This is a genomic window from Orenia metallireducens, from assembly GCF_001693735.1.
Lineage (GTDB): Bacteria > Bacillota > Halanaerobiia > Halobacteroidales > Halobacteroidaceae > Orenia > Orenia metallireducens.
Map to the genome: position 1 here is coordinate 374,716 of NZ_LWDV01000008.1, position 12,998 is coordinate 387,713.

Genomic DNA, 12,998 nt, shown 5'->3' on the forward strand with positions numbered 1-12,998 from the left:
TATCTTGACAAATAGAATAAAATATTAGAAAATATAATAAATTACTGGACTTAATAATTTTTAAACTGTTATTTTTTATAAGTGAATATTATGTTAGGATTAAGATTGAGGTGCAGGAATCATGAGTAGTTATGGGGAGCTAGCCAGCCTTGAACCATAATAAAAGGGGTTACTGCCGAAATCTAGTTTGCTTGGCTAAGCTAATTAGGTTGGGTCTGTACTTAATAGGTACAGAACTGTCACTAGTCTTTCTAGTGGGGTGCTATCTTATCGCTATTTTATCTTGATAAAGCGATTGGGTAGTACTACCAATCGCTTTTATTATTATGTTATAATGTAAATAGTCATGAGTGAGAAGTGAAAATTATTTTCATTTCTTACCAGTCACTATAATTAAAGGAGTGAGAAGATGAAGAAGATAATAGTAACTGGAGCCAATGGTAAGATGGGGCAAGAGGTTATTAGAATGATTAGTGAGAAAGAGGACTTTGAATTGGTAGGAGCTGTTGATGTTAGTGGTGTTGGAGAGGATATCCACCAAATTTTAGGAATAGATGCTCCTGCTGTTAAGATAAGTGACGACCTAGCACTAACTTTAGATAATACTGACGCCAATGTATTAGTCGATTTTACCAATGTGACGGTAGTTATGGATAATATTAAAATAGCTATTGAAAAAGAAATAGACGTAGTAGTTGGCGCTACTGGTATTACTGAAGTTGATTTAGATAATATTAAAGAGATGAATCAAGGTGCTACTAATAAGATAATTATTGCACCTAACTTTGCTATTGGAGCAATTTTAATGATGCAATTTGCTAAGCAAGCAGCCAAGTTTATGGATCATGTTGAGATTGTAGAATTACACCATGACCGCAAAATTGATGCTCCTTCGGGAACAGCAATCAAAACGGCTGAATTAATCAGTGAGAACCTATCTAAAGATAAGAATGAGATAGATCAGATTGAAAAGATTCCTGGAGCACGTGGTGGAGAGCATGATAATATCCATATTCATAGTATTCGTCTACCAGGTTTAGTAGCTCATCAGGAGGTTATCTTTGGTGGTTTAGGTCAGACCTTAACAATTAGACATGATTCAATCAATCGTAAGTCCTTTATGCCTGGAGTTGAGTTAGCTATTAGAAAGTTAGATGAGATTGAAGGGGTAGTTTATGGACTTGATAATGTGATCGATTTATAAACCTAACTCTAATATAAAGTTGATTTTAACTTTGGATTTAGCTTCAACTTCAAACTAAATAGAATTAATTCCCCATAGACAAGCACACTTAAGTACCCTGTACATATAATGTTATTGATTAATTTAAGAAAGGGGGATAAATATTGAATATTGAGAGTTTAGTTGATCAGAAGATTGCTCTATTAGGTGGAGATGCCCGTGAAATAGAGTTGATATCTATCTTATTAGATAAAGGAGCAGCTTTACAAATAATCGGTCAACCTCCTCAGATTGACTCTGATAGTATAGAAGTGGTTGATTCGCTAGAAGAGATTGATGATGATGTAATTGCAGTAATAGCTCCAATGACAGGAACTGATGAGAAGCTTCAAGTTAAGAAGACCTTTGCTGATAAAGAAGTGGTCTTAACTGAAGATTTCTTTTCAAGATTAACAGCTGGAACTAGATTCTTTATTGGTTTTGCTAAGCCAGAAATTAAAGACTGGTCGCAAAAGTATGGCATAGAGTTGATAGAGTTGGCTGCTTTAGATGAAGTAGCGATTCTAAATGCCATTCCAACAGCAGAAGGTGCTATTGAGATTGTAATGCGTGAGATGCCAATTACTTTACATAACAATAATTCCTTTGTTTTAGGCTTAGGTAGAGTAGGTTTTAGCCTAGCTAGAATGTTAAAGGGAATGGGTAGTAATACTTATGGTGTAGCACGTAAGCCAAAGGACTTTGCTAGAGCTTTAGATATGGGATTTGAACAGGTTGCTTTTAAGGATTTGGATAAAGAGATATCTAAAGCAGACTTTATCTTTAATACCGTTCCAACTTTAATTTTAGATGAAGAATTGTTAAAGAATGTTAGAAAAGATGCCATTATCATCGATTTAGCTTCTTATCCTGGGGGTACAGACTTTGAAGCAGCTAAGAGATTAGGTCTTAAAGCAGAGTTGGCTTTAGGTCTTCCAGGAAAGGTTGCTCCTAAGAGTGCAGGACAGATTTTAGGTAAGGTTATCCCTCGAATGATATTAGAATAGGGTATTTAGGAGGTGCTTATCTATGGGATTTAATTTTATAGGAAAGAAGATTGGATTTGCTTTGACAGGTTCTCATTGTACATTAGATAAAGTGATGCCTGTAATGGAAGAATTGGTAGATAAAGGGGCTGAACTTACCCCTATTTTATCAGAAGCGATATTGACCCATGAAACACGTTTTGGTACTCCAGAGAAATGGAGAAGCCAAGTTATAGATATAACAGGAAATGAACCGATTACTACTATTCCAGAGGCTGAGCCTATTGGTCCTCAGAATCTATTTGATATAATTATTGTAGCACCATGTACTGGGAATACTACAGCTAAACTCGCCAATGCTATTACTGATACCACTGTAGTGATGTCAATCAAAGCTCAGCTTAGAAATAAAAGACCTGTTGTTTTAGCGATAGCTACCAATGACGGATTAGGTAATAACGCTAAAAATATAGGTTATTTAATCAATACTCCAAATCTTTATTTTGTTCCCTTTGGTCAAGATGCACCAGAGGGCAAGCCAAATTCATTGGTATCTAGAATGGATTTGATAGTGGATACAGTTGAGTATGCTTTAAAAGGTAAACAACTGCAACCAGTTGTGATTGAACATAAAGGAGTATGATTTAAGTGGACAGTTAGCAGTTAGAAGTAACTGCTTACTGCTAACTGTAAACTAACAAGAGTGGGGTGAGATTGTGAAGAGAATAGTAGTAGTTGGTGCAAATGGTAATATGGGAAGAACAGTAGTTAAGATGATTGCTCAAAAGCAAGACTTTGAATTGGTAGGAGCAGTTGATGTTACTGGGGTTGGAGAGGATATTCATCAGATTTTAGGATTAGATGCTCCGACTATTAGAATAGATAAAGATTTACCTTCATTATTAGAAGCTGTTAAGCCAGATTTGGTTATTGACTTTACTACTCCTGAAGTTGCACTTGATAATATACAAGTAGTAGTTGAGCAAGGGATAGATATGATAGTTGGTACTACTGGTATCTCTAAAGAAGAGCTGATTGAGATAAGAAAGTCAAGCCAAGGGCAGAACTCGATTATTATGGCACCAAATTTTGCTATTGGTGCAGTATTAATGATGCAATTTGCTAAAAAGGCAGTAAAATTTATGAAGGATGTAGAGATTATAGAATTACATCATAATCATAAGGCAGAGTCACCATCAGGGACTGCTGTTAAGACTGCTGAGTTAATTGGTGAAGTCTTATCTGAGGATAAAGATGATGCTGAAGAGATTGAGAAGATATCAGGGGTACGTGGTGGAGAGATGAATGGAGTAAATATTCATAGTGTACGTTTGCCTGGCTTTGTTTCACATCAAGAGGTTATCTTTGGGGGATTGGGTCAGACTTTGACTATGCGTTTTGATTCAATTAGCCGAGAATCTTTTATGCCAGGACTAGAGCTGGCAATTAACAGAATCGATGAGATTGAAGGTGTAGTTTATGGTGTTGAAAATTTAATTGACATTTAAGAATAGTAAGAAGTAACTAGTGATGGGTATTATGTTAGAGAAATTTTTGAATTTATAATTTATAGATTAAATTTTATGTTATAATATCTAAGGGGTAGTATAACATAAAATTATACAGACAAGCACTACTCCCTTTAGTAGTACATATACTGTTATTGATTTAACCTAAAACAGTTTTTACCAAAGGAGGTGCATGTGCTTGTCTATCAACTTTACTGGTAAGAAGATTGGATTTGCTTTAACTGGTTCTCATTGTACTTTAGCTAAAGTATTACCAGCTATAGAGGATTTAATAGAAAGGGGAGCAAAGGTCTTTCCTATTCTATCAGAGAGTGTACTAAGGGATGAAACCCGTTTTGGTACTCCCCAAAAGTGGAGGGAGAAGGTTATTGATATTACAGGTAATCAACCAATAACAACTATTCCAGAGGCTGAACCAATTGGACCACAGGGGTTATTAGATATAGTAGTTGTGGCTCCTTGCACAGGTAATACTCTAGCTAAAATAGTTAATGGTATAACAGATACAGTAGTAACGATGGCTGTTAAAGCTCATTTAAGAAATCAAAGACCAGTGGTTTTAGCAATTGCTACTAATGATGGCTTGGGTAATAATGCTCAAAATATTGGGTTGTTGATGAATACTTCAAATATTTATTTAGTCCCCTTGGGACAAGATAATCCTGTTGTTAAACCTAATTCTTTAGTAGCAAGGATGGATTTAATTGTAGATGCTATTGAGTATGCAGTAGAAAGTAAGCAGATACAACCTGTATTTATTGAATACAGAGGAATATAACTTAGCTGTCAGCTAATAGCTATTGGCTTACAGTTATAAATTAAAATAATTTGGGAGGTATTGAGTATGAAGAAGTATAATGTAGCGGTAGTAGGTGCAACTGGTGCAGTAGGTAGAGAGATGTTAAGTATTTTGGAAGAGAGGGACTTTCCTTTTGAGAATTTAAAGCTTTTAGCAAGTGAGCGTTCTGCAGGTAAGAAGATGACTTGTAAGGGTAAGGAATATACTGTAGAAGCAACTACTCCAGAATCTTTTGAAGGTGTAGATATTGCATTATTTAGTGCAGGTGCTGGTGCTAGTAAGAAATTTGCTCCAGAAGCTGCTAAAAGAGGTGCAGTTGTGGTAGATAATAGTAGTCAATGGAGAATGGATCCAGAGGTTCCTTTAGTAGTTCCAGAGGTAAATCCAGAGGATATCTTTAAACATAAAGGAATCATTGCTAATCCAAACTGTTCTACAATTCAAATGGTAGCAGCTTTAAAGCCTATCTATGATAAAGTAGGAATTGAGCGAATCGTAGTATCGACATATCAAGCGGTATCTGGAACTGGAAAAGCAGCTATTGATGAGTTAAGAGAGCAGGCTAAAGCTATTTTAGCCAATGAAGAGGTCAAGTCAGAAGTATATCCTTATCAGATTGCTTTTAATGTATTGCCACATATTGATATTTTCTTCGATGATGGCTATACTAAAGAGGAAATTAAGATGGTTAACGAGACTAAGAAGATTATGGGTGATGACAGCATTAAAGTGACTGCTACAGCAGCGCGAGTTCCTGTTGTTTATGGTCATGCTGAATCAGTTAATATAGAGACTAAAGAGAAATTGACAGTCTCAGAGGCTAAAGAATTGTTAGATAATGCTCCAGGAGTAAGTGTAGTAGATAAACCAGAAGAATTGGCTTATCCAATGCAAATAGATGTTGAGAATAATGATGATGTATTGGTCGGTAGAATCAGAGAAGACAATACTATTGAAAAGGGATTAAATCTATGGATTGTTGCTAATAACTTAAGAAAGGGAGCTGCTTTAAATACGATTCAAATTGCTGAGAGGCTGGTTCAAGGATAAAATGGGGTGAGCTAATGCCTAATATAGTAGTTCAGAAGTTTGGTGGCTCCTCAGTAGCAACTGAGGAAAGAAGGGAGCAGGTAATTGATAAGATCATTAATGCTATCAATCAAGGATATAAACCTGTTATAGTCGTTTCGGCTATTGGTAGAGAAGGTGCTCCCTATGCTACTGATACTTTGATAAATTTTGCTCAAGATGTATATGAGACGATAGATCCTAGAGCAAAGGACTTATTAATGTCTTGTGGTGAAATCATTTCTACAGTGATTATTACTCAGGCATTAAGAAAGAGAGGTTATGAGGCTGAGCCTTTAACAGGAGCTCAAGCCAGTATTATAACCGATGAGAATTTTGGTGACACTAGAATCAAAGAGATTAATGCTAGACGGATATTAGATGTGCTTGAAGAGAACAAGATTCCTGTAGTAGCAGGATTTCAGGGGATCTCTGAAAATGGAGAGATAACTACCTTAGGTCGTGGAGGATCTGATACAACTGCATGTGCTTTAGGTGCTGCTTTACATGCAGAGATGGTAGAGATTTATACAGATGTTGAAGGGGTCATGACTGCTGACCCAAGGATTGTACCAAATGCTAAGACCTTAAAGCATGTGACTTATAATGAGGTCTGTGAACTGGCTTATCAAGGCGCTAGGGTGCTCCATCCTCGGGCTGCTGAAATAGCTATGAGGGAGAGGGTGCCAGTGATTGTTCGTTCTACTTTTAGTGATGCTCAAGGTACAGTAATATCTGATGCCTTCAAGCAGGATGATATAGAGATTAAAGGTGATAGACCAGTTAGTGGTGTAACAAGTCGCTCTAACATGGCATTATTTAAAATTCTACCTCAAAAAGAGGTTGAAAAGCATATCCTTTTAGAGAGCGCTAGTGTCTTAGGATGTTTTAGAGAGCTAGCAGGTGAAGGAATAAGTGTTGATTTTATCAATGTGCGACCTGATTTGATTACCTTTATGGTCAATAATGATGTAGTAGAAGAAGCTTGTGACCTATTAACGGCTAAGGGATATAAGTATGAATTATTTGAGGACTTTGCTAAGATATCTGTAGTGGGGGCAGGAATGACTGGAGTACCAGGAATAATGGCTAGAGTGGTAGATGCATTAACAGAAGAAGAGATTGCAATCTATCAGACAACGGATTCTCATACTACTATCTCTTGTTTGATTAAGATAGAGGATGAAGCAAAGGGCTTACAGGCTTTACATGATAAATTTTCTTTGGGTGATTAAGGATTGGAGGTGCTCAAATGAGCTTTGGTGAAGTATTGACAGCAATGGTTACTCCTTTTAATGAGGATTTAACAATAAATTATGAGCAAGCAGTAGGATTGGCAAATTACTTAGTAGATAATGGCTCTGATGGATTGGTAGTTTTGGGTACTACTGGTGAAGTGCCTACTTTAAGTAGCAAAGAGAAAGTTAAGTTATTAGAAGTGATAGTAGAAGCAGTAGGGGATAAAGCAAAGATAATTGCTGGAACAGGATCTTACTCTACTCAGGCAAGTATTGATTTTACTAAAGAGGCTGAAGAGATTGGAGTAGATGGTGTAATGTTAGTAACTCCATACTACAATAAACCACCACAAGAAGGCTTGTACAATCATTTTAAGATGGTTGCTGAAGCAACTGATTTACCAATTATGCTTTATAATGTACCTGGGAGGACCAGTAGAAATATTGAGCCTGAAACTATCGTTAAATTAGCAGAAATTGATAATATCATTGCTGTTAAGGAAGCAAGTGGAAATCTTGATCAAGTGATTAAGATTAGAAGTTTAACTGATGATAATTTCAAAATCTATAGTGGTGATGATAGTCTGACCTTACCTATTCTTTCTATTGGAGGAGAGGGTGTGGTAAGTGTAGCCTCTCATCTAGTTGGTAATGAAATTAAAGCAATGATTAGTGATTTTAAAGCTGGTAAGATAAAAGAAGCAGCCCAGCAGAATGCTAAGTTAAATAAATTGTTTAGTACTATGTTTATTAGTACAAATCCTATCCCTGTCAAAGCAGCGTTAAATTTGGTAGGTAAAGAGGTTGGAGGTTTAAGGCCACCATTAGTAGAGCTTACTGAGGAATTAGAAGAGAGATTAAAAAGTGTCTTACAAGAGTACGATTTGGTAGATTAATGGAATATATAAATAAAAAAAGAGAAATGGTTGATATCAACCATTTCTCTTTTTTTATTTAAAAAACCAAACTTTACTTGTATTTATAAGTGAAATAATTTATAATAAAAAGTAGAGCAATTAGAACGGGATTTATATTTTCTTATTTATTGGTTAAGAAAAGAAGAAAGCGGACTAGCATTAACTGTATAATTTTATCATCGGGCTGCTTTATAAGTAATTTAATTGTGATTATTAATTTCAGGGGATTTCATAATTGGAAGATTAGAATAGTTATTTAGGGTTTTATGGAATTAACTGATTAAAATTTAATTAATAAATAAAAAATTATATGTGATTTATATTTTCTTATTTATAAGATGCGAAGACGGGATAAGTGAATATAAGAGAAAATGCAAGTTAATATCGTGGAGGTGTTTGTTAAAGGAATGTCAAAAAATAGAATAGGAGAAGTTACAGTTATTCCTTTAGGAGGACTAGGGGAAATCGGTAAAAATATGATGGTAGTTGAAGCCAATGATGAGATTTTGGTAATAGATGCTGGTGTAAAGTTTCCTGAGGATGAACTTTATGGAGTTGATTTAGTAATTCCAGATATCTCTTATCTAATTAGAAATAAAGATAGAGTTAAGGGGATAGTACTTACTCATGGTCATGAAGATCATATAGGAGCTTTACCTTATGTGCTAAAGGAGTTAAATGTTCCAGTTTATGGAACTAAGTTGACCTTAGGATTGTTGAGTGGAAAATTAAAATCTCACAACATGTTAGGAAATACTTATTTAAGGCATGTATATCCAGGTCATTCAGTAAAAGTTTCTTCATTTAAGGTTGAATTTATTAGAGTAAATCATAGTATTGCTGATTCTTGTGCATTGGCTATACATACTCCAGCTGGACCTTTGGTTTATGCAAGTGACTTTAAATTTGATCAGACTCCAATAGATGGAAAGATGGCTGATATCCATAAATTAGCTGATTTAGGCAGTAAAGGAGTATTGGCTTTATTCTCTGATAGTACTAATGTAGAGCGTGAAGGTTTTACTATGTCTGAAAAAGAAGTCGGCAAGACGATTGATGAGAGTTTTAGTGAATCTGATAAAAAACTCTTTATAGCTAGTTTTGCTTCAAATATCCATCGTATTCAGCAGGTCTTTGATGCAGCTGTGAAGTATGGACGTAAGGTTGCTTTAAGTGGTCGCAGTATGGTTAATAATGTTCATATAGCCTTAGATTTAGGATATTTACAAGTGCCTGAAGGACTATTAATAGACTTGAAAGATGTCAGTAGTCTTCCTGAAGATAAGGTAGTATTATTAATGACTGGAAGTCAAGGAGAACGTATGGCTGCTTTGACTAGAATGGCAAGGGGAGATCATCACCAAATCAGTGTTGAAAATGGTGATACTATTGTTGTCTCTGCTACAGCTATTCCTGGTAATGCAAGAGCTGTAGGTAGAACGATTAACCAATTGTTTAAACGTGGAGCAAATGTTATCTATGAAGCTTTATCAGGAGTCCATGTTTCTGGTCATGCTAGCCAAGAAGAGTTGAAGCTGATGTTAAATTTAACGAAACCAAAATACTTTTTCCCAGTCCATGGAGAGTATCGCCACCTACATTTACATGCAAAACTTGCTCAACGTGTAGGAATCCCTAAGGAAAATATCTTTATCCCTGATTTAGGTGATAAGATCACCTTAACACCTGAAAAAGGCTATCAAAGTGGTAGTGTAGAGTCAGGCAGAGTTTTAATAGATGGTTTAGGTGTTGGTGATGTAGGTAGTGTAGTACTACGTGATAGAAAGCTACTATCTGAAAATGGTGTACTTATGGTGGTTGTAACAATTAATAAAAAAGGTAAAGTAATTGCTGGTCCTGATATTATTTCCCGTGGTTTTGTTTATATAAGAGAGTCAGGAGATCTGATTAATGAAGCTACCCGTCAAGTGGAATGTGCATTATCAGAGTGTGAAGAGCACAATATTACTGAATGGTCAGTGTTAAAATCAAAGATTAGAAGTTCTTTAGATGATTTCTTATATAGTAGAACTAGAAGAAGACCGATGATATTACCGATTATTATGGAAGTATAATTTATATAAAAAGAGCTAGCTTAAAAAGCTAGCTCTTTTTATATTTTTGTCATTAACTAGAAAGCCAACAATTAATATATTCTGTAACATATTTGATAAGATGGAATATGTTACAGAATATACTGAAAGTGGGGCAAAGTATGAATAAAGATCTTCATTGTCAATGTAATGACCCACACTGTCCAAGAAAGTTGTGTAATAAATTTGCAAATATACTTGATAGTTCAATTATTACCTCACAAGCAGATTTATGTGTTGTAACACGTGTACGAGATATTAATCCTATAATCTTAGATATTCCAACTAGAAGTCCTCTTGTAATTAATGCATTATTCTCCTTTGAATTAATTGAGGAAGGAGATGAGGTACTTAACTTAGGGGAAACTGTAATCTTGCAAGAAGAGATTAATCCCTTTATAAGTGTCCTTAGAGCTTTAGGACTTCAAGTTACAGCACTGCATAATCATTGGTTATTCGATAACCCAAGATTATTTTATATTCATTGGCAGTCTGTAGAAGACCCAATAGTTTTTGTACAGAAGGTTGCTATAGCTTTTGAGTTGCTTGAGAATAATTGTATAAGTTAAAATTAAAAGGATTAAGGCATTAATGCCTTAATCCTTTTAATTTACTAAGATTGCTGAAGTTTTTCCTTTAGCCGTTCTAATATTTCATTACCTCGATTATCTTTAGAATTCTCTACTTCTTCTATTAGATTCTCTTCTTGTTCATATTCTCTAATAACTTCCAGTCTTTTTTCTTCAAATTCCTGCTGTTCTGCTAACTTACTTAAATAACTATTCTTTAATTCTAAGTTATTTCTACTTATATCAGTCAGGTCTGCTGTAAGTGATTTAACTTTGTTTAGTTTATTAGTTACTTTTATCTGATTTAATTTGTGTTCCATTTTTGAGACATTTTTCTTAGCTTCATCAATATTCTTTTTAAGAAGATTGAAGGCTTCTGTTATATTTTTCAGCTCTGTTTCTTCCAATTTTAATCTATCTTCTAGGTCTGCAATCTTTTCAGATATTTTTAAGGCTGATTCTTCTTCATTAGTGTTTAAATAATTTATTGCTCTCTTTTCATATTGATTAATCTTTATCTGAGTTTTTTCTACTCTATCTTCCATAATCTTTTTATTTGCACCAATATTATAAAGCTCCTTGATAGTTTTAGCTATCTCTACTTTGGCATCTCTAATCTCCTGTGATGCTATTTCAATACCGTAATTTTGATCTAATTTATCCTCGATATCAGCTACCCTTTTTTTGGAAAGACTTAAGATTTTACTTAATATTCCCATTTATTCATCACCATAATCTTTCAAGATTTTATTTGTTTTTGCCTCCTCAATCTTGTTGATGATCTTTTTTGCTTCTGCCTCGTCTCTGATTGTTTTGGATAGTACTACAGTAGTAGTGAACATATAAAGTGTTGAGATGATAAAATATCCCTTAGTTACTAGTGTAACTTCTAATAGATAAACACTGATTCCTACTGAGATAACAGCCAGTGCAAAATTTAATTTTGCAAATACTGACCAATATCTTGGTGTACTATCAACATATGGTTTTTCCATCTTTAAATCCTCCTTTAACTAACGTCTATTTTCCAATTATAAAAATTATTGGAACCCCATGTTGATTATTTTACATAATAATGTTTAAAAAATCAATAAATTTCTTGAGAGTTTATATAATAATACCTTCTAGAATCATGAACCTATGTTAGAGTATATTATTAGAGTGATTTTTATATGTATAGAAAAGAAAATGACAAAAGTAAATACCATTTTTTAAAGAATAAGAATAAGTATACAAAAAGCAAATTGAATCATACTAATTAATAAGAATTGATAGATAATAAAAATCTATACAATAAAAGGAGTGTGAAAAGTTTGGGTAAAATAATAACTGACCAAGGAACACCTCAACCTAAAATTCCTGCTGGAATACCAAAAATACAACCTGACCTGCCACAAAAGGCACCAAATAAATCTGGGAAAGTCAAGAATCAGATGCAAGCCTTAAAACAATTTGGGCAAAATAATATGCCTCCTAAGGTAAGAAGTGATATTCATACCTTAACTATTGTAGGACAAATTGAAGGTCATGCTGTATTATCACCTAAGAACAAGACGACTAAGTATGAACATTTAATTCCTCAATTGGTGGCAATTGAAGAATCTAAAGAAGTTAAAGGTCTATTGGTAATCTTAAACACTGTAGGTGGAGATATTGAGGCTGGACTAGCTATATCTGAAATGTTATCTAGTATGTCTAAACCTGTAGTATCTTTAGTATTAGGAGGAGGACATAGTATTGGGGTGCCAATTGCAGCAGCAGCAGATTATTCATTTATTGCTGAGAGTGCAACGATGATTGTTCATCCAATCCGTTTGACAGGGATGGTGATTGGAGTACCTCAAACTTATGATTATCTAGATAAGATGCAAGAGAGAATTATAAGATTTGTGGCTAATCATTCTAATATCAGTCAAGAGCGCTTTAAAGAGTTAATGTTTGAGACTGGAGAATTGGTACGAGATGTAGGTACAGTTTTAGTGGGTGATCAGGCTGTTAAAGAAGGGATTATCAATGAGATGGGTGGTTTAGGTCATGCTATGCAGAAATTACGTGCTTTAATTAATGAAAGATTCCCAGAAGAGCAAGAGAATGATTGTGAATGTAGTTCTGAAGAAATAGCTGAAGGTAATTGTGGTTGTTACTCTTCACAAGCAGAATTTCAACCTAGACAGAGTGTTATTGAAGCATTAGAAGGGGATGATGACTAATGCATTACTCAATTTTTGTAGATGGCTTATGGCTTGATGAAGATAGTGAAGAGATAGCAGAGACTGTGGAATTGGATTATAATGGAGTCACTATGGAGGTTAAGGTTACAGATATTAATGCAGGTGAGATAGTTAGAGTTATTAGCTCAAATCCCAATGATTATCTAATATCACAGTATCAACCAGGCACTAAAATCGAATTTCGTCCGACCTTTGGTTAAGATAAAAATATATAATATATCTTTTAGTAAATCTTTAAACTGTTTCTATTTATAAAAGATAAGGAAGAATAGTTCAAATTCTCCCTTATCTTTTATTTAGTATTAAATTATATGGTTATATATAATGCGGCACTTTTTAAATTCAA

Annotated in this window: 14 protein-coding genes and 1 riboswitch; of the genes, 12 read left to right on the forward strand and 2 right to left on the reverse strand. The window is 34.4% G+C overall.

Annotated features, from left to right (window positions below):
• The first annotated feature begins 97 nt into the window (after window positions 1-97).
• Window positions 98-273, forward strand: a riboswitch (Lysine riboswitch).
• A 136-nt stretch (window positions 274-409) separates the two neighbouring features.
• The 10 genes from dapB (U472_RS06660) (at window position 410) to U472_RS06705 (ending at window position 10,421) form a co-directional block, all read left to right on the forward strand.
• Complete coding sequence (gene dapB, locus U472_RS06660; RefSeq protein WP_068716751.1) at window positions 410-1,204, forward strand: 4-hydroxy-tetrahydrodipicolinate reductase; 795 nt, start codon at window positions 410-412, stop codon at window positions 1,202-1,204.
• A gap of 143 nt (window positions 1,205-1,347) precedes the next feature.
• Window positions 1,348-2,229 carry a dipicolinate synthase subunit DpsA gene (gene dpsA / locus U472_RS06665; RefSeq protein ID WP_083189790.1) on the forward strand — a complete coding sequence of 294 codons (882 nt, stop codon included), beginning with the start codon at window positions 1,348-1,350 and terminating at the stop codon, window positions 2,227-2,229.
• Between the two features lie 22 nt (window positions 2,230-2,251).
• The gene (locus U472_RS06670; RefSeq protein WP_068716753.1) at window positions 2,252-2,851 is read left to right on the forward strand and encodes a dipicolinate synthase subunit B; all 600 of its coding nucleotides are present in this window, start codon (window positions 2,252-2,254) and stop codon (window positions 2,849-2,851) included.
• A 73-nt stretch (window positions 2,852-2,924) separates the two neighbouring features.
• Window positions 2,925-3,716: a 4-hydroxy-tetrahydrodipicolinate reductase gene (gene dapB / locus U472_RS06675; protein ID WP_068716755.1), complete on the forward strand. Its 792-nt coding sequence runs from the start codon at window positions 2,925-2,927 to the stop codon at window positions 3,714-3,716.
• A gap of 205 nt (window positions 3,717-3,921) precedes the next feature.
• Window positions 3,922-4,515: a dipicolinate synthase subunit B gene (locus U472_RS06680; protein WP_176714130.1), complete on the forward strand. Its 594-nt coding sequence runs from the start codon at window positions 3,922-3,924 to the stop codon at window positions 4,513-4,515.
• Window positions 4,516-4,581: 66 nt separating this feature from the next.
• Window positions 4,582-5,586, forward strand: a complete 1,005-nt coding sequence (locus U472_RS06685) for an aspartate-semialdehyde dehydrogenase (protein WP_141677951.1) — start codon at window positions 4,582-4,584, stop codon at window positions 5,584-5,586.
• A 14-nt stretch (window positions 5,587-5,600) separates the two neighbouring features.
• Window positions 5,601-6,839, forward strand: a complete 1,239-nt coding sequence (gene dapG / locus U472_RS06690) for an aspartate kinase (RefSeq protein WP_068716761.1) — start codon at window positions 5,601-5,603, stop codon at window positions 6,837-6,839.
• Window positions 6,840-6,856: 17 nt separating this feature from the next.
• Window positions 6,857-7,738, forward strand: a complete 882-nt coding sequence (gene dapA, locus U472_RS06695) for a 4-hydroxy-tetrahydrodipicolinate synthase (RefSeq protein WP_068716763.1) — start codon at window positions 6,857-6,859, stop codon at window positions 7,736-7,738.
• Window positions 7,739-8,166: 428 nt separating this feature from the next.
• Window positions 8,167-9,834 (forward strand): ribonuclease J, encoded by a 1,668-nt coding sequence (locus U472_RS06700; RefSeq protein WP_068716765.1) that lies wholly within the window; start codon window positions 8,167-8,169, stop codon window positions 9,832-9,834.
• A 140-nt stretch (window positions 9,835-9,974) separates the two neighbouring features.
• Window positions 9,975-10,421: a DUF1259 domain-containing protein gene (locus tag U472_RS06705; protein ID WP_068716767.1), complete on the forward strand. Its 447-nt coding sequence runs from the start codon at window positions 9,975-9,977 to the stop codon at window positions 10,419-10,421.
• A 44-nt stretch (window positions 10,422-10,465) separates the two neighbouring features.
• On the opposite strand, the gene U472_RS06710 is transcribed toward U472_RS06705, so the two are convergent.
• Both U472_RS06710 and U472_RS06715 read right to left on the reverse strand, forming a co-directional pair.
• A complete protein-coding gene (locus tag U472_RS06710) occupies window positions 10,466-11,140 on the reverse strand; it encodes a PspA/IM30 family protein (protein WP_068716768.1) in 675 nt (224 codons plus the stop codon).
• Window positions 11,141-11,416 carry a YiaA/YiaB family inner membrane protein gene (locus U472_RS06715; RefSeq protein WP_068716771.1) on the reverse strand — a complete coding sequence of 92 codons (276 nt, stop codon included), beginning with the start codon at window positions 11,414-11,416 and terminating at the stop codon, window positions 11,141-11,143. It lies immediately after the preceding gene.
• A gap of 318 nt (window positions 11,417-11,734) precedes the next feature.
• Between U472_RS06715 and U472_RS06720 the strand changes: the two genes are divergently transcribed.
• Together U472_RS06720 and U472_RS06725 are read left to right on the forward strand one after the other, a co-directional pair.
• The gene (locus tag U472_RS06720) at window positions 11,735-12,631 is read left to right on the forward strand and encodes a ClpP family protease (RefSeq protein ID WP_068716773.1); all 897 of its coding nucleotides are present in this window, start codon (window positions 11,735-11,737) and stop codon (window positions 12,629-12,631) included.
• Window positions 12,631-12,852 (forward strand): YlzJ-like family protein, encoded by a 222-nt coding sequence (locus U472_RS06725; RefSeq protein WP_068716775.1) that lies wholly within the window; start codon window positions 12,631-12,633, stop codon window positions 12,850-12,852. Before U472_RS06720 ends, U472_RS06725 begins: the two co-directional genes overlap by 1 nt.
• The last annotated feature ends 146 nt before the right edge of the window (window positions 12,853-12,998 follow it).